Here is a 25,366-nt window from a genome sequence, read left to right on the forward strand (position 1 = left end):
AGATCAATCTGGCATAGCGCTTGCTACTTGTATAGACAAGATTAGACACTTATGCTTCACTCACAACATTCCATGGTCGTCCAGGTAAGCTCATCGCGAAATGAAGGCTACCGGGCAGCACCAGATCACTTGTATAGACAGGAGTAGACTATGTCAGGTTCGGTTCAGGAAATTCGCCTTGTTCCCGGTGAAGTGGACCTCGCCACCTTGCGGACCATTTATCAAAGCAAGGTGACGCTCACATTGGCAGATGACGCCCGTGCAGCCATCGACCGCGCGAATGAAACCGTTGATGCCATCGTGGCATCGGGCAAAGTGGTGTATGGCATTAATACCGGTTTTGGCAAACTGGCGCAGACGCAGATCCCCGCAGAACGCCTGGCGGAACTGCAACGGAACCTGGTGCTGTCACACAGCGTGGGATTGGGCAACTTACTGCCCGATAACGTCACGCGCTTAGTGGTCGCCACCAAAATTATCAGCCTGGCACGCGGCCACTCCGGCGTACGTATCCAGTTAATCGAAGCCCTGCTGGCGCTGTTTAATGCCGGTGTGATGCCGTGCATCCCGGAAAAAGGTTCGGTTGGTGCATCCGGCGATTTAGCCCCGCTGGCCCATCTGTCATTGATGTTGCTGGGTGAAGGCCAGGTACGCGTCGACGGAGAACTGATTCCCGCCACCGAAGGGCTGGCGCGCGTCGGCCTGCAGCCGATTGTGCTGGGACCGAAAGAGGGTCTGGCACTGCTGAATGGCACCCAGGTTTCCAACGCGCTGGCACTGCGTGGCCTGTTTGAAGCTGAGAATCTCTTCGCCGCAGGCCTGATGGCCGGTGCGCTGTCACTGGAAGCGATCAAAGGCTCGGTAAAACCTTTCGATGCACGTATTCATCAGGCGCGCGGTCAGCACGGGCAAATCGCGGTGGCCGCTGCCGTTTCTTCCTTACTGGAAGGCAGTGAAATCCTCAGCTCACATACGAATTGTGGTCGCGTGCAGGATCCCTACTCGATTCGCTGCGTTCCGCAGGTGATGGGCGCGTGTTTAGACAACCTCAGCCATGCGGCACGCGTACTGCAAATCGAAGCCAACGCGGCCTCTGATAACCCATTAGTCTTCAGCGACAGCGGCGATGTGATTTCTGGCGGCAACTTCCATGCTGAACCTGTCGCCTTTGCCGCCGATATCATCGCGCTGGCGATCGCCGAAATCGGTGCCATCTCAGAACGCCGTATGGCGCTGCTGCTGGATACCGGCCTCTCTGGTTTGCCCCCGTTCCTGGTCCGTGACGGCGGCGTGAACTCTGGCTTTATGATCGCGCAAGTCACTGCTGCGGCACTGGCCTCGGAAAACAAATCACTGGCACATCCCGGCAGCGTTGACAGCCTGCCGACCTCTGCCAACCAAGAGGATCATGTATCAATGGCAACCTATGCCGCACGCCGCCTCGGTGACATGTGCTTTAACACCGCCGCCGTGGTGGGCATTGAAGCGATGGCCGCAGCGCAAGGCATTGATTTCCATCGCCCGCTGCAGAGTTCCTCAGCACTGGAGCAGGAACTGAGCCGTATTCGTGAAAACGTAGCCTTCCTCGATCAAGACCGTTTAATGGCGCCGGATATCGAATCCATGCGTCTGTGGGCCAGCAGCCATGCCTGGCCTGAATCTTTGACTGCGCTGCTGCCAAGCCAGCGTTCAACTACCCATTAAGGAACCGATGATGAGCGAAACTTTGTCTCAGGCTGTAGCCCGTGAAATCCGTGCGCCGCGCGGTAATGAACTGCACTGCGCGAACTGGTTGATTGAAGCGGCTTACCGCATGATCCAGAACAACCTCGATCCTGATGTAGCCGAGCGCCCAGAGGATCTGGTGGTGTACGGCGGCATTGGTAAGGCAGCGCGTAACTGGGAGTGCTTCGAGCAGATTCTGCGTTCCCTGCGTGCCTTGCAGCCGGAAGAAACCCTGTTGATCCAGTCTGGTAAACCTGTGGGTGTGTTCCGTACCCATGCAGATGCACCGCGCGTGTTGCTGGCCAACTCCAACCTGGTGCCCCATTGGGCCACCTGGGATCATTTCCACGAACTGGATAAAGCCGGCCTGATGATGTATGGCCAGATGACCGCCGGTTCATGGATCTACATCGGCGCACAGGGCATCGTGCAAGGTACGTTTGAAACCTTCGCCGAAGCGGGCCGCCAGCATTATGACAGCGACCTGAGTGGCCGCTGGATCCTCACTGCCGGTTTGGGTGGCATGGGCGGTGCCCAACCGCTGGCAGGCGTGTTGGCCGGTGCGTGCGTGCTGGCGATCGAGTGCCAGGAATCGCGCATCGATTTCCGTCTGCGCACCCGTTACGTGGACCACAAAGCCTATACCTTAGACGAAGCGCTGGAGCTGATTGATAAAGCCACCAAAGCCAAGCAGGCCATTTCAGTGGGTCTGTTGGGTAATGCCGCAGAAATCGTGCCGGAACTGGTGAAGCGTGCCAAAGCGGGTGGCATGAAACCCGATATCGTCACCGACCAGACTTCCGCTCACGATCCAATCAACGGCTATCTGCCAGTGGGTTGGGATGTCGAACGCTGGCAGTCTGAGCGCGTCAGCAACCCGAAAGGCGTCGAAAAAGCCGCGCGCGCCTCCATGGCGGTACATGTCCAGGCGATGCTCGACTTCCATCATATGGGCGTGCCGACCGTGGATTACGGTAACAACATCCGTCAGGTGGCGCTGGACGAAGGGGTGAAGAATGCCTTTGATTTCCCAGGCTTCGTTCCTGCTTATATTCGTCCACTGTTCTGCGAAGGCAAAGGACCGTTCCGCTGGGTGGCGCTGTCAGGTGATCCGGAAGACATCTACAAAACCGATGCCAAGCTGAAAGAGCTCTTCCCGGACCACAAGAATCTGCATCGTTGGCTGGATATGGCGCAGGAGCGTATCGCCTTCCAAGGCTTACCGGCGCGTATCTGCTGGCTGGGGCTGGGCGAACGACATAAAGCGGCGCTGGCATTCAATGAAATGGTGCGTAATGGCGAGCTAAAAGCGCCTATCGTGATCGGCCGTGACCACTTGGACTGCGGTTCTGTTGCCTCACCTAACCGTGAAACCGAAGCGATGAAAGATGGCTCAGATGCCGTCTCTGACTGGCCACTGCTTAACGCCTTGCTGAACACCGCAGGCGGTGCGACATGGGTCAGCCTGCATCACGGCGGCGGCGTCGGCATGGGCTTCTCTCAGCATTCTGGCGTGGTGATTGTCTGCGACGGTACTGCGGAGGCGGATGCGCGTCTGGGCCGTGTGCTGTGGAACGATCCGGCAACCGGTGTGATGCGTCATGCGGATGCCGGCTATGAACTGGCACAGAGCTGTGCGAAAGAGCATGGCTTGAATCTGCCGATGCAGAAGTAACCTTACCTCCTCATGAATGTTGCCCGTCACAGGGCAACATTCATGCCGAGCTGCATTCAGTTCTGATGCGTAGCGGCGCGATTTTCCGCGCTGATTGAAGCGATGCAGTCGCTGCCAGATGCACGAAAAATCGCGTCGCTACGTTTAGCCACACGCTGTGAATCCGCTGTATATTCCATTCCGCTATAGTCTATAGCCAAATTATTCCGTTCCACGATAGACGCCGCCCTGCGCTTACCACTACAGTGGACACATCACTTAGCGTGTCAGAGAAATCGCAGCCCATGCTGCTGATGGAGAGCCTTACTTTATGAGCCTGCCTGCCGTACTGCTGGAAAACGCCCTGAACTGGCGTCGTCAGTTACACCAACATCCTGAATTGGGTTATCACGAACAGCACACCAGCGACCTGGTGGCGAAAGTGCTGACCGAAGCAGGATTACAGGTGTTTCGCGGACTCGCAGGTACAGGGGTGATCGGCACGCTGGAGAACGGCCCAGGCCCCGTCATTGGCTTACGTGCCGATATGGATGCCCTGCCGATTACCGAGAAAGGCACGCCGCAGTGGAAATCAACCCAGCCTGGCGTCATGCACGCTTGCGGTCATGACGGGCATACGGCGATTTTGCTGGCTGCGGCCTGCCAACTGGCCGCGACGCGTAATTTCCAAGGGACGGTGCACTTCCTGTTCCAGCCCGCGGAAGAAAATTTAGGCGGGGCTCGCAAAATGGTGGAAGAAGGCTTGTTTACGCGCTTCCCGATGGATGCCGTGTATGCGATGCACAACTGGCCGGGTTTACCGGTGGGTTCGCTGGCGGTTAACCCTGGGGCGATGATGGCCTCGCTCGATTCATTTGAGATCACCCTGAACGGCAAAAGCTGTCATGCAGCGATGCCAGAGAGCGGCGCGGATCCCATGGTGGTCGCGGCGGAACTGATTCTGGCGCTGCAAACCATCCCTTCACGTCGCCTGTCCCCGCTGGCATCGGCGGTGGTGAGCGTGACGCAGATCCACGGCGGCGAAGCGATAAACGTGATTCCAGAACAGATTGTGTTACGTGGCACAGTGCGATGTCTACAGACTGACGTACGTAATCGCGTACGCGGTCTGATTGAAGATTTTGTCACCACGCTGCCACGCCCGTTTGGCGTCAGCGGTGAAATTCACTGGTATCCCGGCTATCCCGTGACCGCCAACCATGCTGCCCCGGCTGAGCAGGTGCGCGACGTCGCCAACCGCGTGTTAGGCGAGTCGCAGGTGCACTGGCAGGTCAATCCCTCCATGGCGTCTGAAGATTTCGCCTGTATGCTCGAAGATTGCCCTGGGGCTTATTTCTGGCTGGGTGCGGATGGCGCGGAGCCCTCTGCCCCGCTGCATAATGCCCATTACGATTTTAACGACGACCTACTGCCCATTGGCATCACCTTCTGGCAGCAGTTGGTGGAAAGTGTATTGGTTAAATCCTGCCGCTAAATCCCGGCCTGCTGCAGTCGCGTTTCGGCCTCGTCCAGGCTTGCAGATTCACCCGTTGCCACTAAGCAACAGGCCAACTGCAAGCGCAGGGCTTGAGGTACAGCACGTTCACCGGCCAGCACCTGTTGGATCCAGTCGGCAGTATCTTGGGCATTTTTACTTTCCGGCAGTTCTACGCTGACCTCTGGTTGGCGCTCAACCCACATTTCAGCTTCCGCGTTCGCACCAGCAATGTAGTTGATCGTCGGGCAGCGCTGTGGATTGGCATAAACTTCCCCTTCGGTGCCGTTCAACAGAATGGCGGGCGCATCAATGTCCTGGAAGAATTTACCCACGCGCGGCACATACTCGGGATGCGACACACTCGCCAGCCGCAGTGCAGCGCGTTCGGCAAACGGCGTCGCCAGCTTCGCCAGCGTATGCGCACTGTTACGCACACCCATGCGCCAGCGCAGCGACAGCTGTTTTGCCATCGGCGCACAAAGATGGTCGATAGTGATAAAGGCCAGATCACCGTTATCCAGTTTCGCCTGCGCCTGTTCCGCGTTCATGACCGGGGCGATACCCAGCGCGGCCAGCACCGCTTCCGTTGTGATGCGGGTAGGATCATCACTGACGCCGTGCAACAACACCGGAAAACCGAGTTTGGTTAGTAATAAGGCGAGCAACGGTGTGAGATTTCCCTGACGGCGAGCCCCATTGTAGCTAGGGATAACGATGGGCATGGGGCCATGGGCAGGCGGCTGCAACTGCATCATCTGCTGCTGCATAGCCTGGTAAAAGCCGCGCATCTCCTCTTCACCTTCACCTTTAATACGCAGCGCAATCAGCACGCCACCCAACTCCAGCTCAGGCACCTCACCCGCCAGCATAGCGCTGTAGAGCGCGAAGGCGGTGTCGAAATCGATATCGCGCGCGTGGTTTTTACCGCGCCCAATCTCTTTGATAATTTTATTCAGTTCCATCAGGGCATTCCCGCTTCCAGGGCGCGCCGATATCCGGCTGCCAAAAGGTCATTGATGTGCACCTGAGCACACCTAAGATTTCTTACTTTTACGCTTCGCTGGTTTTAACGCTGCTTTAACATCGGCTTTAACATCTGATTTTTTACTGGCTGCGGGCACCACCGGTTGTTCAATCGGAAATACCGGCAAGGCGGCCAACAGTCGGCTGCCGTACGCTTTGTTCAACAGGCGTCGATCGTAAATCACGATCTCGCCAAAGCAGCTGTGGCTGCGAATCAATCGGCCAACCTGCTGAATCAGCGTAAAGGAGGCACTCGGCAAACTCTGCACCTCGAATGGGTAGCGTTTGAGGCTCTTCAGCCACTCCCCTTCGGTCAAAATTACCGGACTGTCCACCGGGGGAAAAGCAATTTTATGGATATGCACCTGCGACAGCAGATCCCCTTTCAAATCCAACCCTTCCGCAAAGGATTGTAGCCCCACTAAAATACTGGTTTGGCCTGCTACCACCCGCTGGCGGTGCAGCTCCACCAGACGCGAGCGCGGCTGGTCACCCTGCACCAGCATCGATAAGCGCAGTGAGGTGAGGTGACTGACAAATTGCTGCATCGCACGCCCACTGGCAAACAGCACCAACACCCCTTTGTGCTTTTCTTCCGCCATCTGGTGCAGGAAGAAGCGCGCCATCTCCGCGATATGCTCTGCTTCATTGGCCATCAGCGGCTCATAACGCATTTGCGGGATAACCAGCTTGCCTTGATCGATGTGATTAAATGGTGAATCCAGCGCCACAAAGCGATCGCCCGCCTTCTCGCTCAGACCTGACATTTCCTGTAAACGGTTGAAACTGTTGAGCGAGCGCAGCGTGGCGGATGTCACCACCACATGCGGGATTTTACGCCACAGCAGCTTTTCCAGCTGATCGCTGACACGGATGCCTGCACAGTGAAACAGCAAGTGCGCCTGACCATCACGAATCTCACGGGTGATCCATTTTGAAACAGGCGCATTGGAGGCTTTCTCCATGGCCGCCAGACGCCACAGTTTGCTGATTGACTCGAACCAGCCGAAGTGGCGATTAAGCTGAATAATCGCCCTGTGCAGACGCATAATATCGGCTTTGCCGGTTTGATCGCCCAGCTCATTGAGTAACCCCTCGCTTAAGCCGCGCAGGGCGTCGCTCAACTTAAACAGCCGCGCGCACATCGACATCAATTCCTCCGGCAACTCGCCGAGCACAAAGCGAAACTCGCCGGGCTGGTTGTTGGAGGGCAATAGCGGATTCAGCGCATCGCACAGGATCTGCAACAGCTCACGCATCTCATCGCAATGGCCCTTGAGCCGTTCAGGGTTGGTAAGTGGTGGCGGCGATTTTGGACGGAACTGCGCCATGATGGTTTCCACCAGCCGCACGAACAGATCGAGCTGCAAGCTACTCCAGCCGGGGGTGATTTCGGCGCTCATCTCTAGCGCATCACGCGCCACTTCCGGCAGATGATGGCCTTCATCGAGCACCAGCATCAGGTGTTTAGCAGGCGGCAACACAGATTCATTCTCCATCGCCGCCATCACCAAAGCATGGTTCGCCACCACCACATCCGCCTGTTCAATCTCACGTCGCGCGACAAAGAAGGGACATTCGCGATACCAGCGGCAGTGATGGCCGAGGCAATTGGCTTTATCGGTGGACAGGCGTTGCCACAGGTGATCCTGAATGGTGACATCGGTGTGGTCGCGCAGACCATCCCACTTATAACGGCTGAAATCTTTTTCCAGCTTGGCGCAGAACTTCTGCTCTTCTTTCGAACCGGTTACCGCCTCTTCATCGAGATAGAGCAACAGATCGCCTTGCTGATCTTCAGTTGCCGCCAGGGCCGCGAGATTGCGCGGACAGACGTACCGACCGCGACCGAAAGCCGCGGTGAACGTCAGGTCAGGAATGATTTTTTTCAACAGCGGCAGGTCTTTGCTGAAGATTTGATCCTGCAACGCCACGTTGGCGGTGCTGATCACTAAACGTTTCTCCTCGGCGCGACTCACCGCAATGCCGGGGATCAGATACGACAAGGTTTTACCCACGCCGGTCGGGGCTTCAATCGCCAGATGGCGGCCTTCATCTCCAGCCAGACTTTTCGCCACTTCGGCGATCATCTGGCGCTGGGGCGCGCGCGGGATAAAGTCAGGAACCTGCTGCTGCAGCGCCTTATACCATTGCGCAATCTGGCTTTTTATCGCTGCTGTCAGGGCCATGTTCATTACTGTTTGCTGAATTGGCCTGTATTTTTACACAGTATCGTCGTAGCGTCAGCCTTCACTGCTATTTTTTCGCGCTGGATTCAGAATTTCACGCATCGCGCGGATCAGCGTTTCGCGCGCGCGCCCACGGCGGAAGGCAAAGGAAAAAGGCGCGCGGAAATGGAAATGCTGCGGTAACAAACGACACAGCATGCCCTGCTGCTCCCAACTGTGCGCATAGTGCTCGGGCAGATAGCCGATAAACCGCCCAGAGAGGATTAGCGTCAACTGCGCCTCAATGCTCTCGACCGAGGCATTGCTTTGGCGAAATCCGCGCTTGTTAAGCTCCTGCTGGTTCCAGTAGCGCCGGGTCACCATGCCGGTTTGCTGCACCGTTCGCACATCCGGCTCTCCCTGCGCCAACGGATGCGCCGGGCTGCAGTAAAGCCAGTGCTGCTCCTCGTAGAGCGGAATCGTCACTAAATTGCTGGCACGCAGCGGGAAGTGGCCAATGGCGAGATCGAGCCGATCCTCCAGTAGTTGCTGTTGTAACTCGTTGGGGTCGCGCACACTGAGATTGAAAAACACTGCCGGAAAACGTTGGTTAAAACGTGCAATCGCCGCCGGTAAATCCAGCGTGCTGTCCGTCACCGTGGCATCCACTACGCCCAGCGAAAAGGTCCCGCCCTGGGCACTCTTTAGCGTTTCCACTTGCTCCTGCCAACCAGCCAGCGTTGCCAACATCTCCTGACTGTAACGATGAAACTGCTCGCCTTTGGTGGTTAAGGTAAACCCGCCACGCCCACGCTGGCACAGGATGAAACCGAGCTGCGTCTCCAGCTCGCTCATGTAAGCGCTGATAGCCGGTGTCGTCATGTTTAGCGCCTGCTGTGCACGAGAATAGCCTTGGTTTTCCACCACGCTGGCAAACACCTGCAGCAGTTTGAGATTGGGGAGCGTTTGCACTGCATTTCCTTCAGTGATTACTGACTAAAGTTAACCAATCTATGAAGTGATTATTTGCTGTCAAGGATTTTTCCCGCGCCCCCATCAGGCCATGATGAGGCTCACTCAGCCGAAGGAGTTCATGATGACCGATTTTCCTCAGCCGCAGGGCGGCAATGACATGCCACGCTTCGCCGGACGCGGCACCATGATGCGTTTGCCGGCGGCCGAATCACCCGCCGGTCTTGATGTCGCCTTTGTTGGTATTCCGCTGGATATCGGAACATCGCAACGCAGCGGTACACGATATGGTCCACGCGCGATTCGCGCCGATTCGGTGATGATTCGTCCGTATAACATGGCAACCGGCGCAGCCCCTTTTGATTCGTTGCGCGTTGGTGATCTCGGCGATGTACCGATCAACACCTACAGCCTGCTGAAGTCGGTCGATATCATCGAAAACTATTATACCGAGCTGAACAATTGGCCGATTATCCCGTTAACGCTCGGTGGCGATCACACCCTGACACTGCCGATTTTGCGCGCCCTGGCGAAAAAACATGGGCCGGTGGGCTTGATCCACATTGATGCGCACACCGATACCAATGATGAGATGTTCGGTGAAAAGATTGCCCACGGCACCACATTCCGCCGAGCGGTGGAAGAAGGCCTGCTCGACTGTCAGCGTGTGGTACAGATTGGTCAGCGAGCACAGGGCTATGCAGCCGGTGATTTTCAATGGGGTGTCGATCAAGGCTTCCATTTGGTGCCTGCCGAGCAGTGCTGGTATCGCTCAATGGCACCGCTAATGGCCGAGGTACGCGCCCGCATGGGCACTGGCCCGGTTTATCTCAGCTATGACATTGACAGTTTCGATCCTGCATGGGCACCCGGTACCGGTACGCCAGAAGTGGGCGGATTGACCTCAATGCAAGGGTTGGAGATCGTGCGCGGCTGTCGCGGACTCAATGTGATCGGCGGTGACCTGGTCGAAGTATCGCCGCCCTATGATATCAGCGGCATGACTTCGCAGCTGGCGGCCAATATCCTTTATGAGATGCTGTGCGTGTTGCCCGGCGTCCGTTACTCAGAGAACAAGCAATGACACAACAGAATTTAGTGTTTCCGGCGCGCGTGTTGCGCGGTGCGGGCGTAATCAACCAGCTTGGCGAAATTTGCGCTGGGCTGGGCAAACGCGCCTTACTGATCGGCGGGCACCAGGCGCTGCAAGCCGTGGAAGCACAAGTGCATGCACAGTTGCTGGCCGCCAATGTCACGCTGCTGGCACAGGAGTGGTTTGGCGGCGAAACCTCGATCAACCAGATCAACCGTCTGGCGGCCATCGCCACTGAACTGCAAGCTGAAGTGATCATTGGTGTCGGCGGCGGCAAATCGCTGGATACGGTAAAAGCGGTCGGTGCCCAGCTGGGTTTGCCGTTTGTGACGATTCCAACTATCGCCGCCACCTGTTCGGCGGTGACGCCATTGAGTATTCGCTACGATGATAACGGCAACTTTTTTGACATTTTCCCGCTGCCGCAAGCTCCTGCAGCGGTAGTCATCGACAGCGAGCTGTTGGCTAAAGCCCCGGCCCGCTGGCTTGCCGCCGGGCTGGGTGACACCCTGGCCAAATGGTACGAATTCCGCGCGGTCAGTACGCGTCACCCGGCACGCGAAGGCAATGCTTTGTCTTCACTGGCTCACAGCCAGATTTGCTATGACGTGATTGCCGAGCACGGCCCAGCCGCTTATGCCGCCGTGTTGCGTGGTGAGAGCAGCACCTCACTGGATCAGGTGCTGGATGCCATCTTCACTTGGGCTGGTTTGACTTCGCTGATGAGCAACGGCGCACATGCCGCAGCATCCCATGCGATTTATGAAGGTTTCACCTTCTGTGATAAGACACGTGAATTCGGCCACGGCCTGTTGGTGGGTTTTGGCAACCTGTGCTTGCTGGCGCTGGAAGATCGCAGTGACGAAGAAGTGTTGGATGAAATGCGTCTGGCGCGCGACTGCGGTGTTCCCCTGACGCTGCGTGAGATTGCTCAGTTGGATGATGCAGAACTGGCGTTAGTGGTACGTGAATCGGTGCATGCACCCGATATGGAAAATATGGCGGAAACGGTGACCGAAGCGCGTCTTTTGGCCGCAATGCAGCGGATTGAGAAGTTGGTAGAGCGGGTTTAGTTATCAGTAATTTGTAGATACTGTCTTGCCAGTGGCCTGGCAAGACAGACATAGCGACCGGGTTGTCAGGCAGTGGGTTGTAACAATGAAACCACTTCCCGCACATCTGCCACCTCTTCCAGCTCCAGGCAAATCGCTTCTAACTGCGCAACCTGCTCCAGTGGCAATACCCGTCCTGCCAGGCTCCGATATTTTGCCAGTAGAGCGTCAAGACTGAGCGGATTCGCCGGAGCACCCGATGGCACAGCGACATGCTGCTGCCACTGCTCGCCTTGCTGAGTTTCTATACGCACCCATGGCTCATCGTCGCGGCTTTGCTGCTCATCAATCACTAACACAATTCGCGCCATCAAGGCATCAATCTGCGGATGCAGCCGTTTTGCATCGTCGTAACTTGCCAGTTCGGCGGAACCGTAGAGCGCTCGCGCGGCCAGCGCGTACGGCAGGCTCATCTGCGCACTTGCCAGGCTGTGCAACTCGCGTCCACCACACATCTCCAGCAGGAACGGATTCAGCCCCACAACAATACGTTCGATATTCTCAACGTTGACCGGATGCTGTGACAACAAGATGCCCAGTGCATCTATTGCTGAATGGGTGCCACGACAGGCGGCATAGGGTTTGATTGAGCAACGCGCTAATTTCCACACGCTGCCGAGATCGGCCGTCAAGGCGTCCGGCTGCTGCGTCTCTGGTGCCAGCGTTTGCAGGAAGCCGCCCCACTTGGCTTCAAACACCGCCGACGGGCCATTAATGCCTCGCTGTGCCAACAGCGCCGCCTGTACTCCACCTTCTGCCGCACGGGCCGCATGCAATTTTTTGGTATGCGAACCGTCGTGAATAAAGCCCCACAAACCCCCACTGAAGCTGGCCGCAATACCCAACGCAGAGGCACACTTCTCAGGTTCTAGTTGCAACAAGTTACACACCGCAGCCGCCGCACCAAACACACCGCAACTGGCGGTGGAGTGCCAACCCGCGCCGTTGTGCGCTGAATAGCCACCGCAGGCTTCCAGCACCCGACGCCCCACATCGTAGCCCACAATCATCGCGGCGATCAGCGCCCGACCATCAACAGGATGCGAAGCCAACGGCAGTGCGGCCAATAGCGCCGGGATCACCACCGCGCCAGAGTGATCACAACCCCCGGTATCATCCAACTCATACATGTGCGCCGCCACACCATTGAGCCATGCCGCCTGCCGTGGTGAAACCTGCTGCTCGCCGCCCCACACACTGACCAATGCTCTGCCGCCCTCTTCGCTCACCAAGGCCAGGCAGTCGCGCCAGATAGCGCTGTCCGTGCCCGCCAGTGACGCGCCGAAGGTATCCAGCAAATGACGTTTTGCCTGCTCCACCAGCGACGGTGGCAACTGTTCAAAATCGGTATCGGCAATGAACGCCGCCAGTTGTTCAAGCGTTGAGGCCATGCGCACCTCCAATAATGCGAGTAAAGACTTCGGCCGGATGGGAGAAATCGTTGTCCGGCTGTGATTGCCAATGTGCGGCAATCTGTTCCCCGGTGGCGATCCATACGTTGTGCTGTTGTAACGTCTCGATCAGTTCGCGCAGCAATCCAATGCGCCCGGCGGTGCCGATGATTTCCGGATGCAGGCGCAGCAGATAACACAGGCCAAAACGGTGGAACCCTTGGAAATCCTGCGTCATGTTGGCCAACGTCTCTGCGTAAGGTGCAATCCGCGATTGACCCGGCGGAATCGCAGGGCTGAGGTTGAAGGCAAAATAGGGTTCGTCTTCCAGCGTATAATGCATGGGCAGTTCGACTAAGCGTGTGCCCGGATGAAAGTACGGTAAATCGTCGCCACGCCAACTGGATGACCAGCGAATCCCTTTTTCCACCAGCGCTTCTGCCAGACCGGTTTTCCACTGTCCTGCGGGTGTGCGGAATCCCTGAATGGGCTGGCCGGTCAACTGCGCCAGCTTGTCACAGCCGCGTGTAACGCTGGCTATCTGCTGTTCCAGTGAGAGCACCGAAAAATCTTCATGGCGGTCGCCACTGCAGGCGATTTCATGCCCCTCGCTGACGATGCGGGCAATCAGTTCGGGTTGTTCCTCAGCGACAATCGCCGGGATGCACCAGCTCGCTTTTAACTGCTTTTCTGCCAGCAACGTCAATAAACGATCGACCCCGCGCAGCGTGCCGTAACGCCAGACGGACAGCGTTTTATCCCGTCCGGCCACAGCGGGGGCCTGGGTCAAAATACCGTGAATATCGTTGAAATCAATGGTGAGGAGTGCGGCTGACTGGAAGCCCAGCGGCCAGCGGGAAGATTCAGTCATACTGTTGCTCCTGCAAAAACCACTGCGCCACCGCATCACAGCGGGCAAACCACACGTCATCACGGGCGGTCATATGTTCAAACAACTGTTCCAGCAGCAGGATACGTCCCGGCTGGCCAGAAATTTTCGGATGGAACAACGTGGTGAGGCACAAGCCTTCATCCATTGCGCCGTCAAACTCGCGCTGCCAGTTATCACGCGTCTGCGCATAGCTGGCGATACGATCGCCCCCTTTAGGGAAGTCAGGCTGGCGGGTGTAAGCCAGCGAGGCGTAGTCGTCCATTTCCCACTTGCCGGGGATCTCGACCAACGGAGTATGACCTGCGACTGGCATTGCGTAGGGACGATCGTCACCGCGCATGCTGCTGGAGTAAATTACGCCCGCTTCTCGCAGAATTTGCGGCGTCTCGGCATGCCAGTCACCCGACGGCGTGCGGAATCCACAGGCGGTAATACCCAGATGCTGTTTAAAGATCTCGGCCGATTTCGCCATCACCGCACGTTGTTCTGCCGGTGAGATCGCCCAGAAGGATTCATGACGGTAGCCGTGATAGGCCACTTCGTGGCCCTGTTCGATAATCGTCTGACACTGCTGCGGCCACTGCTCCACCACCCATGCTGGAACAAAAAAAGTGGCGGGCAATTTAAATGCGCGCAGCAGATCGAGCAGACGCCCGAGCGCGCGGTACGGGCCATAGGCCCCAAAGGTAAAATACTCTGGCGTTGACCACAGGCTGCCATTCAACATGGCATCGCCGGTGGGACCGTCAAGGTCAAACGCCAGCGCCATACAGCCGCGTTTACCCTGCGGCCAGCGTACTGCGCCCGGTTGTTGCATCTGCTTGCTCCTTTAGCCCTGATTGATCTGCGCTTTGGTGATGCCGTTGTCGGTCAAGCCCCACTTGCTGAGGATCTTTTGGTAGCTGCCATCGGCAATCATGGCATCAATCGCCGCCTGCACTGCCGTCGTCAACTCAGTGGCGTCTTTGCCCATCGCCATGCCGGTGTATTGGAAGGAGAAGGCTTTATCCAGCGGCTTAAAGGTGCCTTTTTCCAGATTCATGATGTACGGCAGCGTTTCACTCCCCTGCACCGCGCCATCCAGTCGCCCCTGCCGCAATTGGGTACGTGCATCCGCAGTCCCTTCTGCACCGACCACGACAATCGCAGGTTTGCCGGCAGCTTCGCAGTGTGCTTTTGACCAGTTGGCAATCTCTTGCGGGAAGGTGGTGCGACGGCTGGTGCCGACTTTCTTGCCGCACAGATCCATCGCACTATTGATCTCACTGTGTGAACTCAAGGTGTAGAACTGCGGACCGGTTTTGAAGTAGTCGATAAAGTTGACCACTTTCTGGCGCTCTTTAGTGTCGGTCATACCGGACATCACCAGATCGACGCGTTTGGTCACCACCGCGTTGACCATCTGCTCAAAGGCGATCTCTTGCCAGTTGATCTTCACACCCAATTTTTCACCAATCGCCTGACCGAGATCGTAATCCACACCCGTCAGTTGATTCGTCGCGGGATCTTTAAAATCCATCGGCGGGTAGTTCGGCATGATGGCCACCGTCAGCCCTTTCTCTTTGATCGCGGCCGGTACGGCAATGTCCGCCCAAGCCGAAGATTGCAGTAACAGCGCGGCACTGATGGCACTCAATAACAGTTTTTTCATTTTTTCACCCCGGTCATGTTAAAGAAGAATCGCGTTAATAAAGTTTTTCATCCGTGGGTTTTGCGGGTTCAGCAGAATGTCTTCTGGTGCGCCCTGCTCGATAATGCGTCCCTCGTCCATAAACACCACCTGGTTAGCCACCTCACGGGCAAAGCCCATTTCGTGCGTGACGACCAGCATAGTGGTGCCCTCTTTTGCCAACTGGCGCATCACCGCCAGCACTTCACCGACCATCTCTGGATCCAGCGCCGACGTCGGTTCGTCGAACAACATCAGTTTGGGTTTCATCGCCAGCGCACGCGCAATCGCCACACGCTGCTGTTGCCCGCCAGACAGCGACTGCGGATAGTCATGTGCTTTGTGCGCCAGACCCACCCGATCCAGCAGCGCCATCGCCTCTTCACTGGCTTCGCGCTTGGGACGCAGCAGCACCCGGCAAGGCCCTTCGATAATGTTCTCCAGCGCAGTTTTGTGCGGGAACAGGTTAAAGCGCTGGAACACCATGCCGGTCTGCAACCGCTGGCGAGCAATCTGCTTATCGCTCAGCGCATGCAGTTTGTTGCCCGCAATGCGATAGCCCGCTAATTCGTTGTCGACCCAGATGCCGCCCTGATCGACCTTCTCCAGCTGGTTGATGCAGCGCAGGAAGGTACTTTTACCGGAGCCGGATGGCCCGAGAATGCACATCACCTCGCCGTAATTCACTTCGAGGCTGACATCCTTCAGCGCATGGAACTGGTCGAAATATTTGTTCACCTTGACGGCGCGCACGATGTTTCTCATCTCTCTCTCCCAATTACTGACGCTGGCGGTGGCCGCGTGAGAAGAAGCGCTCAAGGCGACTCTGACCAAACGACAGCACGGTGACGATGATCAGGTACCAGATGCCCGCCACGAACAGCAGTTCCATCACGCGCGCGTTGGCGAAGTAGATGGTCTGCGTGTTGTAGAGCAGTTCGGAGTACTGGATCATGCTCGCCAGACTGGTGGTTTTGATCATGCTGATAAATTCGTTACCCACAGGCGGCAAAATCACGCGCATCGCCTGCGGCAGAATGATGCGTTGCAGCGCCTGCAGACGCGGCATGCCAATGGCTTTTGCCGCTTCATATTGACCGGTATCCACTGACAACAAACCGGCGCGCACCACTTCCGAGGTGTAAGCCCCTTGGTTAATGCTCAGGCCAAGCAACGCCGCCAGGAATGGCGTCATGATGGTGACAGTTTGCACGCTGAACAGGCCGGGGATGGCGATAGTGGGGAACACCAGCGCAAGGTTGAACCACAGCAGCAATTGCAGAATCAACGGCGTGCCACGGAAGATCCATGCGTAGCCCACAGCGATGTAATGCAACACCGGGTTCGGCGACATATACATGATGGCGGTGACCACACCGAACAGAATGCCCAACCCCATCGCCAGCACTGACATGATCAGGGTATTCACCACGCCATTGAGGATCGCCTGCGCGGTAAAGAACTGGCCGACGAATGACCACTCAATGTTGCCATGTGCGAACGCATTCACCAGCAGTGCCAGCAGAATCAGGATCACTGCCGATGCGGTGATGCGTCCGTAGTAACGGCGTGGCACCACCTGATAACGATCCAGATCGTAGTGTGTCTGCTCACGGCTATTGTTGATGCTGGGTTCAACCGGGGTTGATTGCGACATAAGCGTCTCCTCAGGCACGCGGGCCAGCGTAATCTTCAGTCCAGCGCTGCTGGTCCTGCATCAGCGTTTGCAGACGCGCCAACTGTTCACGCACACGTTCCGGTGCAGTCCCGCCATAACCACTGCGTGCCGCCAAGGCGGCTTCCAGCGTCAGCGCGCTGCGCACCTCTGGCGTTAAACGCATATCGACCGCCTGCAACTGCGCATCGCTGAGATCTGACAATCCACAGTTTTCGCGCTCGCAGAGTTGCACCAGTTGGCCGGTAATTTCATGGGCTTCACGGAACGGCACGCCACGCATCGCCAGCCAGTCGGCCACTTCAGTTGCCAACGTAAACCCATCGGGTGCCTGTTCGCGCATCACATCCGTGTTGAACTTCAGGGTGGCCATCATGCCCGCCATGGCAGGCAGTACCAGCAGCAGGGTGTCTACGGCATCTATTACGTTGCGTTTGTCATCGCTGAGATCGCGGTTGTAGGAAAGCGGCATGGCTTTCATGGTGGTGAGCAGTGCCATCAGGTTACCGACCAGACGGCCTGAACGACCGCGCGTCAGTTCAGCGATGTCCGGGTTTTTCTTCTGCGGCATAATTGAGCTGCCGGTGGCGTAGCTGTCGTGCAGCTCCACCCAGCGGAACTGGCGCGAAGCCCACATGCACACTTCTTCGCACAGACGCGACAGGTTGATACCGATCATGCTGGTGACGAACAGAAACTCTGCGGCGTAATCACGGCTGGCAACCGCATCAATCGAGTTTTCGCACGGTGCGAGGTAAGCCAGATCTTCAGCCGCTTTTTCCGGCTGGCGCGCAATCGCCGATCCCGCCATTGCTGCGGCACCGAGTGGGCAGCGCGCACTGCGGCGATCCCAGTCCTGCATCCGTTCGATATCACGTGCAAACGACTGGGCATGCGCCAGCAGCTGATGGCCAAAGACAATCGGCTGCGCTTGCTGCAAGTGAGTGAAACCCGGCGCCACGCTTTCCGTGTGCTGCGCAGCCTGCTCCACCAACGCTTGCTGCAACGTCAGTAAGGCGGCAACCACCTTGCGGCCGTTATCACGCAGGTAGAGACGCAGATCGTTGACGGTCTGGTCGTTCCGTGAACGTCCAGCGCGCAGTTTGCCGCCCAATGGACCTAAACGTTCTGTCAGCGCACGCTCGATAAAGGTGTGCACATCTTCATCGGCTGCAATCGGATGCAGTTTTCCCGCACGGTAATCTGCGTCTAGCGCCTCGATCGCCGCAAGCATGGTCGCAAGCTCATCAGCGCTAAGCAGGTCACCACGCGCCAGTTCACGTGCATGTGCCCGGCAGCCCGCTAAATCGTAAGGAGCCAACGCAAAGTAATAATCCGGGCTACGTGACAGCGCGGTTAAACTGGCCGCCGGTGCCGCTTTAAAACGCGCGCCCCATAACAGTTCGGCATTATCAGACATGCTATTTCCCCTTACAGATAATCGTCAGCAATATGAAAAAGATATGGTTAGCCCAAGGGTGATAATAAAAACTTATTTTATTGCCACGCTGGTAAATACGTCATATTTCAGGTTCACTGTACTTTCACCGCAATTATTCCGGAGTTGAATAGCAAAGATGGAAAGTAAAGTTTCCCAGCCTGGAAACAATGCGAATAATCGCGGCGACAATGCGGTTCTGGCACTGAGTAATATCGATTTAAAATTGCTGCGAGTATTTAAATGTGTGGTAGAAGCCGGGGGATTAACGGCTGCCAGCCACGAATTGAATATTGGCTTGGCGGCAATCAGTAAACAGGTTTCCGATCTGGAGATCCGGCTTGGCATGACGTTATGCAGCCGTGGGCGTGAAGGCTTTGAGCTGACGCAATACGGTATCAATGTCTATCAGGCCACGCTGGAGCTGTTCGTATCGCTGAATTTGTTCCGTGAGCGCTTACACAACAGCCGTAACGAACTGCTGGGTGATATCGCCATCTGCGTGGTGGATAACACCATTTCCGATCCCCAATCCCCCGTCACCGCCGCGGTGCAGCAGTTGCACCAGAATGCGCCAAAAGTGCAAATCCGATTACAAACCGCGCAATTAGATGATATTGAACGTGGCGTTAGCGAAGGCCGTTTTCATTGTGGCATTGCACCAGTTTATGAAATGAAAAGTGATTTTGATTACTTCCCGCTTTATAAAGAGTATTCGAAATTATATTGCTCTATGTCACATCCTTTATATTCTGGGTCTTGTGATAAAAAAGTATCAGTGGAAATATTACGTGAGCAGAAGATTATAAATCATTTATATGTTACCCCGCGTGACGATCGCCGCATCATTCCGCTGCAAGATAGCGGCGCGCAAGCCGTGCAGGTTGAATCTGTCGCTATGCTGATTTTAACCGGTCATTTTATTGGTTATTTGCCCGAACATTACGCCACACCCTTTATTGCACGCGGTCAGCTCTGCGAGTTAGGTGATGAAACCGTGCGACGTGAAAATCCGTTTTGTCTGATAATCAAAAAAGGTCGGAAAATTAATCCCATTATTCGTTTGTTTATGCAGGCGTTAGGGCTCAGTGACGCCGAAGGCGCGCACTGAGTTGGTGCAAGTCACTGCGGCTTGGCGCGTTTACTTCAACCATTTAAACATCACGGTGGTGGCATCCAGCACCCCTTCCGTTGACTCCGCATAGTACGGGATCGAACCTGCAACCTGCCAGTCCATCGACAGATAGAGGTCGGTCGCGACGTCGCCGCTGCGCGTATCCAATACCAGCAGCGTTTTACCCCGATCTACAGCCAGCTGTTCGGCCTGCTGCATCAGACGTCGTGCGATCCCCTGACGCCGCGCCCCAGGGTGCACCAGTAATTTGCTGATCTCCGCGCGATGACGCCCATTTGGCATGGCGCTGTAGCCCACCATCACCGTTGCCACAATCACGCCCTGCTGCCAGGCCACCAGCAGCTGATTGTCACCGCTTGCCAGGCTGTAAATTTTGTCCTGCCAGAAGCGTTCTATTGCCTGACGGTCTGCCGCATCAATAAAACCCACGCTGGCGCCGTCCGCCACGCAGCCCTGTAACACATCGGTCAGCGCCGCCAGTAACGGTTGCGCTTGGGTCGCGGATAATTGTTCGATCTCAATCATGGTTTACACACCACCAAGATGTAACGCGCCCCGCCTTCCGCGTGGGCAGTAAAAGAGGATTTACCGGTGAGATGAAAACGCAGGCAATCGCCCGCCTGAAGCGTCCAGCGCTGATCCTCCATAGCGAAGGTCAACTCGCCAGATTGCAGCCAGATATGCTGCTCCAAACCCTGCACCGGCGGCGCGTCATACTCAATACGAGCGCCGGGTCGCAATACCCCTTCCACCACTTCTGCCTTAAAATGACTGGCAGGGGGTGACACGCTGCGGCGTTGATAACCGCTGGCATCATCATGCCACACTGTTTGGTCAGCGACTTTTAACAACAGCGCCGCCTCCTCTTCCACTTCGCTTAACAGGCGCGACATGGTCAATCCATAGGCCACACACAGCCGGTTAAGCAAAGCGGCTGTGGGGCTAGTCTCTGCACGCTCGATGCGCGACAATGATGCCCGGCTAATGCCTGTCGCCATCGCCAGTTCGTCTAGCGACCAGCCGCGTTGCACGCGTAACTCAGCCAGCCGGGCAGCCAATCGATCATCGGAATTTGAAGCTGTCATCGTCACCTCTCATTTATGGGAATTAAATCTCACATATGAGATGTGACCAAAAATCGTGCACTCCGTCAAGTTGTACAGAAAAAAAATCATTGTACAACCAAAGCGTGACGGTTAAGGTGTTGTAATGCAGGTCAGAATTTTTGAGGATGCTATGGCCTTATACAGTATCGGCGATGTTGCCGAGCGCTGTGGAATCAACCCGGTAACACTTCGCGCCTGGCAGCGCCGTTACGGTCTGTTAAAACCCCAGCGCACCGAAGGCGGACACCGCCAATTCGATGATGAAGATGTTCAGCGTATCGAAGAGATCAAACGCTGGATTGAGAGTGGTGTGCCTGTCGGTAAGGTAAAAGCCCTACTGGAAGGCGAAACGGTCAATGTGCATGACGGCTGGGGGGCGCTTCAGGAAGAGTTAATGAGCGTTCTGCGTCATGTTCGTCCGGCAAAACTTCGTACGAAAATCGCCACGATCGGACGCGAACATCCGGTGGATGCGCTGATTGATCACGTCTTTGTTCCGGTGCGTCAACGCCTCGGCTTAGACCAAAACACCGCTCGCACCATGTGCAGTTTGCTGGATGGTGCGCTGATTGATTACGTTGCATTTTGCTTGGCTGCCGGTCGTAAAAAAGCCGGTAAAGACGCGTTAATGATTGGTTGGGGCGTGGAAGATCGCACGCGCATCTGGCTGGAAGCGTGGCGCTTGTCGCAACAGGGTTGGCGTCTTGATGTGCTTGCCGAGCCGTTGGATATGCCACGACCCGAGCTGTTTCCAGGCCAGAATCTGTTTATCTGGACCGGTAAAAAGCCCACCCGCCGTCAGCTTGAGCAGTTTGAACACTGGCAAGCACAAGGATTCGCCATTCATATTCACGATCCTTCCTAGCGAAAAATCGCACACACGGCCTTTGCCTGACCGGGTGTGCGCGTTATCATGCCGCACTCCATGACTTTTCTCAGGTTTCCGATATGAACTGGAATAAAATTTTCATCGGCACGCTGTTTGCCGTGATGGCCATTGGTGGCATGGGCGGCATGATGTTAGTGGGTTACAGTCTTATCCTTCCCAGCCACTGAGTTTTCTCTGCACGCGCTCCAACACGCGATCGCAGATTAACGCCAGCAGTGCCACCAGTAATGCCCCTTGGATGACGTAGGCGGTGTTAAAGCCGCTCAGTCCGATAATCACCGGTGAGCCCAGGCTCTCTGCCCCCACGGTGGAAGCGATGGTTGCGGTGCCGATGTTGATCATCACTGAAGTGCGCACCCCCGCCATGATAACCGGTGCGGCCAGCGCCAACTCAATCTGCCACAAACGCTGCCATGACCCCATGCCCAATCCAATGGCAATCTCGCGGTTGCTATCCGGTACGCTGTCTAAACCGGCTAGCGTGCCCTGTAAAATCGGCAGCAGGCCGTAAAGAAACAGCGCCATGACCGCCGGTGCTGCACCAAAGCCCATGACCGGAACCGCAATCGCTAACACCGCGACGGGTGGGAAGGTTTGCCCCGCAGCCGCCAGCGTCTCCAGCAAGGGGCGAAAGGCTCGCCCAGCCCGACGCGTCGCAAACACCGCGCAACCTATGCCAACCACGACCGCCAAGGTACTGCCACTGAGCACCAGTGTGAGATGCGCCAAGGCTAACTTCCAGAAGCTTTCCTGCTGATACAAGGGACGTTCCAGTTGCGGAAACCAGTGGCCGAAAAGCGGGCCACTGTGCGGTAATCCCCACAGCAAAAGCAGAAATGCCAACAACAGCCAAGAGAGTGGATCGCGCAGTAAGCGCATCAGTTCGTCTCCCGCTGGCGCAGCAGATCGCTGAAATGCAGGACCCCTAACGGCTGCTGTTGCTGATCGATCACCGGCAGTTTGTCCGTACGCCGGGCAATAAACTGCGACAACGCTTCACGCAAGGTCAAAGTTGCCGCAATGGGTTCCCCCTCAAGCCACTCCCCTCGCCGGGCAGCACTGCCTGCACGCCCCAACGCCAATAAGCGGACACCTAACTCACTGCGTCCAAAAAAATCGCGGGCGAAAGCATTAGCGGGCTGCGTTAGGAGTTCGACAGGACGACCCTGCTGAACAATTTCACCGCCGTCCATCAACACCAGCTGGTCGGCCAACGTTAAGGCTTCATCGATATCATGCGTGACCAGAACCACCGTTCGCCCTGACAGTTTCTGAATGCGCAACATCTCTTGCTGCAGCGCCTGACGGTTTACGGGATCAAGTGCGCCAAAAGGCTCATCCATTAATAACAGTTCCGGATCGGCCGCTAGCGCACGTGCTACACCGACACGCTGCTGCTGTCCGCCTGAGAGCTGGTGTGGAAAGCGTGACGCCAGCTGAGTGTCCAGATTCAACAGTGCGAGCAGTTCTTCGACGCGCTGATTGATCTTTGCCTTCGGCCAACCCAGTAGTGCAGGTACGGTGGCAATGTTTTTCGCCACGTTCCAGTGCGGGAACAGGCCAATCGACTGGATGGCATAGCCAATGCGTCGTCGCAATGCACGGGCATCCATCCGTTCGATCGCCTCCCCGGCAAAGCGGATCTCTCCGCTGTCATGCTCGACCAAACGATTGATCATCTTCAGCGTGGTGGATTTGCCTGATCCGGAAGTGCCAATCAGTACCGTAAAGCTGCCCTTCTCAATATGCAGTGTCAGATTACGCACTGCCTCCTTACCCGCGAACACTTTACTTACCTGGTTAAACTCAATCATGTGCTCTCTCCAGCAGTGCCGACAGTAAGCGTAATGCGGCATCAAAAATCACCGCCAACGCCACCACCGGAATCACGCCAAGCAGCACCAAATCCAGTGCACTGCTCAACAATCCCTGAAACAGAATCGCGCCAAATCCTCCCGCGCCAATCAACGCCGCTACCACTGCTAACCCAATGGTTTGCACCACCACGACACGTAAGCCAGAAAGCCAAACCGGTAACGCCAGCGGCAGCTCGGCGTGCCAGAACTGTTGCAGTGCGCTCATCCCCATGCCACGAGCGGTTTCCCGCACCTCTTGCGGCACCTGTTGCAGCCCAGCCACCACGCTGCGAACCAAAGGTAGCAACGCATAAAGCACCAGGGCAATCAGCGCGGGTGCCAGCCCAATGCCGCTAATCCCCCAGCTCGCCAGCAGCGGAAACGCGGCTGCTAAGCCCGCTAAGGGCGCAATCAACAGGCCAAACAGCGCCACCGAGGGCACGGTCTGAATCAGGTTAAGGACGTTAAAGGCTGCACTTTGCCAGCGGGGTCGTCGTGCAATGGCGATGCCCAATGGCAATCCCACCAGCAACGTGGGTAACAAGGTGCCACCCAACAGCAACAGATGCTGGCTAAAAGCGGCATCAAACACCGCCTTACGGTTGGCATACTCCTTCAACAGGGAGAGTTGGTCGAGGTAACCGCTGAGTAACAGTATCAGCGGCACAAGCCAGATTTGCAGATTCAGCAAGATACGCCAGGACGTGCTAGCGGTGAGCTGGCGAATCGTTTCTGCCGCCAGCAATAATGCTAGCGCTGCGGCACACCATAACCCACTGCCAAAAGCCGTGCGTGCTAGCGTGCTGCCGCTGTTCGCCAATGCGCTGGCCGTATGGCCGCCGATGGCGACTAACAGCGCGAATAGCACCTCCGTTGCCAGCAACGCCGCAAACGCATTGCGGCGGCTGGGTTGCCACCACAATCTCAGCCACAGCACCAGCAGGGGTAGCAGCAATAACCAGGACTGCGCCACCTGCCAAAGCATCAGAGGCTGACCGGAGACCAGTCGATTCGCGGCGAAGCTGAGTAACGGCAATGCAAACAACGCCAGCGTGATAAACAGCGTCAGCGTCAGCAACACCGGCTGCTGACGCGGTTGTAGGAACCGAGACGTCACCGCTTACAGCAACTTATTCTGCTGCAACCACTGCTTCGCGACCTGGCTGGCATCTTGCCCATCCACCGCGATCTGCGCATTTAGCTGCTGCAACGTCTTCTCATCCAGTTTGCTGAAGACCGGCTGTAACCAGTTACCGAGGTCGGGATACTGCTTTAACACGCTTTCACGCACCACGGGGGTGGGCGCATAGATCGGCTGGACGCCCTTTGAATCGGTCAGCGTTTGCAAGCCAAGCGCGGCCACTGGACCATCGGTGCCATACGCCATCGCCGCATTGACGCCCGAAGTTTGTTGCGCCGCAGCCTTGATAGTCACAGCTGTATCACCGCCAGCCAGCGACAGCAGCTGCGCTTGATCCAGCTTGAAGTTATAGGCTTTTTCAAAGGCAGGTAGAGCATCACTCCGTTCGATAAATTCCGCTGACGCGGCCAGTTTAAAGGTGCCGCCTTTTTTCAGGTAAGCACTGAGGTCGTCGAGGGAGTTAAGGTTATTTTTCTGCGCCACATCGCCTCGCACGGCGATGGTCCAGGTGTTGTTGGCCGGTGCAGGCGTCAGCCATACCAAGTGATTTTTATCCGCATCGAGCTTTTTCACCTTTTCATAGCCCTGTTGCGCGTTTTTCCACGCCGCATCCTTCTCATCGTTAAAGAAGAACGCGCCGTTGCCGGTATACTCTGGATAAATGTCCAACTCGCCTGCAGTAATTGCTCCGCGTACAACCTGCGTGGTGCCGAGCTGGATTTTATTGACGGTTTTCACGCCGTGTTTATCCAGCACCTGCAGGATAATATTGCCCAGCAGCGAACCTTCCGTATCGATCTTTGAACCGACCTTCACCGGATCGGCGGCATTGGCCGCACTCACGCTCATCGCTAATGCGATCATCCCCAATAAACCCTGCTTAATCATGTCGCTTTCCTCTGCTTATGTTTCGCTCTGTGACTATCAAG

At 56.5% G+C, this 25,366-nt stretch carries 24 protein-coding genes; 8 read left to right on the forward strand and 16 right to left on the reverse strand.

The window, feature by feature from the left end:
• Positions 1-150: 150 nt before the first annotated feature.
• The 3 genes from hutH (at position 151) to F3J38_RS06560 (ending at position 4,874) form a co-directional block, all read left to right on the forward strand.
• Complete coding sequence (gene hutH / locus F3J38_RS06550; RefSeq protein ID WP_167136194.1) at positions 151-1,704, forward strand: histidine ammonia-lyase; 1,554 nt, start codon at positions 151-153, stop codon at positions 1,702-1,704.
• Between the two features lie 10 nt (positions 1,705-1,714).
• The gene (gene hutU / locus F3J38_RS06555) at positions 1,715-3,400 is read left to right on the forward strand and encodes a urocanate hydratase (RefSeq protein ID WP_167137088.1); all 1,686 of its coding nucleotides are present in this window, start codon (positions 1,715-1,717) and stop codon (positions 3,398-3,400) included.
• Between the two features lie 310 nt (positions 3,401-3,710).
• Complete coding sequence (locus tag F3J38_RS06560; RefSeq protein WP_167136196.1) at positions 3,711-4,874, forward strand: M20 aminoacylase family protein; 1,164 nt, start codon at positions 3,711-3,713, stop codon at positions 4,872-4,874.
• Here F3J38_RS06560 and ybiB read toward each other — a convergent pair.
• From ybiB to F3J38_RS06575, 3 genes are all read right to left on the reverse strand, one after another.
• Entirely contained in the window at positions 4,871-5,839 is a 969-nt protein-coding gene (gene ybiB, locus F3J38_RS06565; protein WP_167136198.1) for a DNA-binding protein YbiB, read from the reverse strand. The genes F3J38_RS06560 and ybiB overlap by 4 nt on opposite strands.
• Positions 5,840-5,911: 72 nt before the next feature.
• Positions 5,912-8,089: an ATP-dependent DNA helicase DinG gene (dinG, locus tag F3J38_RS06570; protein WP_167137091.1), complete on the reverse strand. Its 2,178-nt coding sequence runs from the start codon at positions 8,087-8,089 to the stop codon at positions 5,912-5,914.
• Positions 8,090-8,143: 54 nt separating this feature from the next.
• On the reverse strand, positions 8,144-9,040 hold the full coding sequence (locus tag F3J38_RS06575; protein WP_167136200.1) for a LysR family transcriptional regulator: 897 nt from the start codon (positions 9,038-9,040) through the stop codon (positions 8,144-8,146).
• Positions 9,041-9,164: 124 nt separating this feature from the next.
• On the opposite strand from F3J38_RS06575, the gene speB reads away from it, so the two are divergent.
• The gene (speB, locus tag F3J38_RS06580) at positions 9,165-10,124 is read left to right on the forward strand and encodes an agmatinase (RefSeq protein ID WP_167137094.1); all 960 of its coding nucleotides are present in this window, start codon (positions 9,165-9,167) and stop codon (positions 10,122-10,124) included.
• The gene (locus F3J38_RS06585) at positions 10,121-11,206 is read left to right on the forward strand and encodes an iron-containing alcohol dehydrogenase family protein (protein WP_167136202.1); all 1,086 of its coding nucleotides are present in this window, start codon (positions 10,121-10,123) and stop codon (positions 11,204-11,206) included. The genes speB and F3J38_RS06585 overlap by 4 nt, the downstream gene beginning before the upstream one ends.
• 65 nt (positions 11,207-11,271) lie before the next feature.
• Here the strand turns inward: F3J38_RS06585 and F3J38_RS06590 are convergent, their stop codons facing one another.
• The 7 genes from F3J38_RS06590 to argH are packed head-to-tail and all read right to left on the reverse strand — an operon-like array spanning position 11,272 to position 18,292.
• Positions 11,272-12,636: an MmgE/PrpD family protein gene (locus F3J38_RS06590; RefSeq protein ID WP_167136203.1), complete on the reverse strand. Its 1,365-nt coding sequence runs from the start codon at positions 12,634-12,636 to the stop codon at positions 11,272-11,274.
• The gene (locus tag F3J38_RS06595; protein WP_167136205.1) at positions 12,620-13,507 is read right to left on the reverse strand and encodes a polysaccharide deacetylase family protein; all 888 of its coding nucleotides are present in this window, start codon (positions 13,505-13,507) and stop codon (positions 12,620-12,622) included. Before F3J38_RS06595 ends, F3J38_RS06590 begins: the two co-directional genes overlap by 17 nt.
• On the reverse strand, positions 13,500-14,345 hold the full coding sequence (locus tag F3J38_RS06600) for a polysaccharide deacetylase family protein (protein WP_167136207.1): 846 nt from the start codon (positions 14,343-14,345) through the stop codon (positions 13,500-13,502). Before F3J38_RS06600 ends, F3J38_RS06595 begins: the two co-directional genes overlap by 8 nt.
• A gap of 12 nt (positions 14,346-14,357) precedes the next feature.
• Positions 14,358-15,179, reverse strand: coding sequence for an ABC transporter substrate-binding protein (locus tag F3J38_RS06605; protein ID WP_084936059.1), 822 nt, complete (start codon positions 15,177-15,179; stop codon positions 14,358-14,360).
• Positions 15,180-15,197: 18 nt separating this feature from the next.
• Positions 15,198-15,962, reverse strand: coding sequence for an amino acid ABC transporter ATP-binding protein (locus F3J38_RS06610; RefSeq protein ID WP_034820986.1), 765 nt, complete (start codon positions 15,960-15,962; stop codon positions 15,198-15,200).
• Positions 15,963-15,975: 13 nt separating this feature from the next.
• Positions 15,976-16,854: an amino acid ABC transporter permease gene (locus F3J38_RS06615; RefSeq protein WP_084936036.1), complete on the reverse strand. Its 879-nt coding sequence runs from the start codon at positions 16,852-16,854 to the stop codon at positions 15,976-15,978.
• Positions 16,855-16,864: 10 nt separating this feature from the next.
• Positions 16,865-18,292 (reverse strand): argininosuccinate lyase, encoded by a 1,428-nt coding sequence (gene argH, locus F3J38_RS06620; RefSeq protein ID WP_167136208.1) that lies wholly within the window; start codon positions 18,290-18,292, stop codon positions 16,865-16,867.
• Between the two features lie 157 nt (positions 18,293-18,449).
• Between argH and F3J38_RS06625 the strand changes: the two genes are divergently transcribed.
• The gene (locus tag F3J38_RS06625; RefSeq protein ID WP_167136210.1) at positions 18,450-19,421 is read left to right on the forward strand and encodes a LysR family transcriptional regulator; all 972 of its coding nucleotides are present in this window, start codon (positions 18,450-18,452) and stop codon (positions 19,419-19,421) included.
• Positions 19,422-19,451: 30 nt separating this feature from the next.
• Here F3J38_RS06625 and F3J38_RS06630 read toward each other — a convergent pair whose 3' ends face one another.
• Together F3J38_RS06630 and F3J38_RS06635 are read right to left on the reverse strand one after the other, a co-directional pair.
• On the reverse strand, positions 19,452-19,970 hold the full coding sequence (locus F3J38_RS06630) for a GNAT family N-acetyltransferase (RefSeq protein ID WP_167136212.1): 519 nt from the start codon (positions 19,968-19,970) through the stop codon (positions 19,452-19,454).
• A complete protein-coding gene (locus tag F3J38_RS06635) occupies positions 19,967-20,530 on the reverse strand; it encodes a helix-turn-helix domain-containing protein (protein ID WP_167136214.1) in 564 nt (187 codons plus the stop codon). Before F3J38_RS06635 ends, F3J38_RS06630 begins: the two co-directional genes overlap by 4 nt.
• 151 nt (positions 20,531-20,681) lie before the next feature.
• Here F3J38_RS06635 and F3J38_RS06640 point away from each other — a divergent pair, with 151 nt between their 5' ends.
• Together F3J38_RS06640 and F3J38_RS28505 are read left to right on the forward strand one after the other, a co-directional pair.
• A complete protein-coding gene (locus F3J38_RS06640) occupies positions 20,682-21,416 on the forward strand; it encodes a MerR family transcriptional regulator (RefSeq protein ID WP_167136216.1) in 735 nt (244 codons plus the stop codon).
• An 83-nt stretch (positions 21,417-21,499) separates the two neighbouring features.
• Complete coding sequence (locus F3J38_RS28505) at positions 21,500-21,607, forward strand: YohO family small membrane protein (protein WP_231568843.1); 108 nt, start codon at positions 21,500-21,502, stop codon at positions 21,605-21,607.
• Here F3J38_RS28505 and F3J38_RS06645 read toward each other — a convergent pair.
• Genes F3J38_RS06645 through osmF form a run of 4 tightly spaced genes read right to left on the reverse strand, consistent with a single transcriptional unit; the run spans position 21,588 to position 25,325 of the window.
• Positions 21,588-22,319 (reverse strand): ABC transporter permease, encoded by a 732-nt coding sequence (locus F3J38_RS06645; RefSeq protein WP_167136218.1) that lies wholly within the window; start codon positions 22,317-22,319, stop codon positions 21,588-21,590. The two genes, F3J38_RS28505 and F3J38_RS06645, sit on opposite strands and share 20 nt — an antisense overlap.
• Entirely contained in the window at positions 22,319-23,254 is a 936-nt protein-coding gene (locus tag F3J38_RS06650; RefSeq protein WP_167136220.1) for an ABC transporter ATP-binding protein, read from the reverse strand. The genes F3J38_RS06645 and F3J38_RS06650 overlap by 1 nt, the downstream gene beginning before the upstream one ends.
• Entirely contained in the window at positions 23,247-24,413 is a 1,167-nt protein-coding gene (locus F3J38_RS06655; RefSeq protein ID WP_167136222.1) for an ABC transporter permease, read from the reverse strand. The genes F3J38_RS06650 and F3J38_RS06655 overlap by 8 nt, the downstream gene beginning before the upstream one ends.
• 3 nt (positions 24,414-24,416) lie before the next feature.
• Entirely contained in the window at positions 24,417-25,325 is a 909-nt protein-coding gene (gene osmF / locus F3J38_RS06660) for a glycine betaine ABC transporter substrate-binding protein OsmF (RefSeq protein ID WP_167136224.1), read from the reverse strand.
• Between the last annotated feature and the right edge of the window lie 41 nt (positions 25,326-25,366).

Source organism: Candidatus Pantoea formicae, assembly GCF_011752625.1.
In the GTDB taxonomy this organism is placed as follows: Bacteria; Pseudomonadota; Gammaproteobacteria; order Enterobacterales; family Enterobacteriaceae; genus Pantoea; species Pantoea formicae.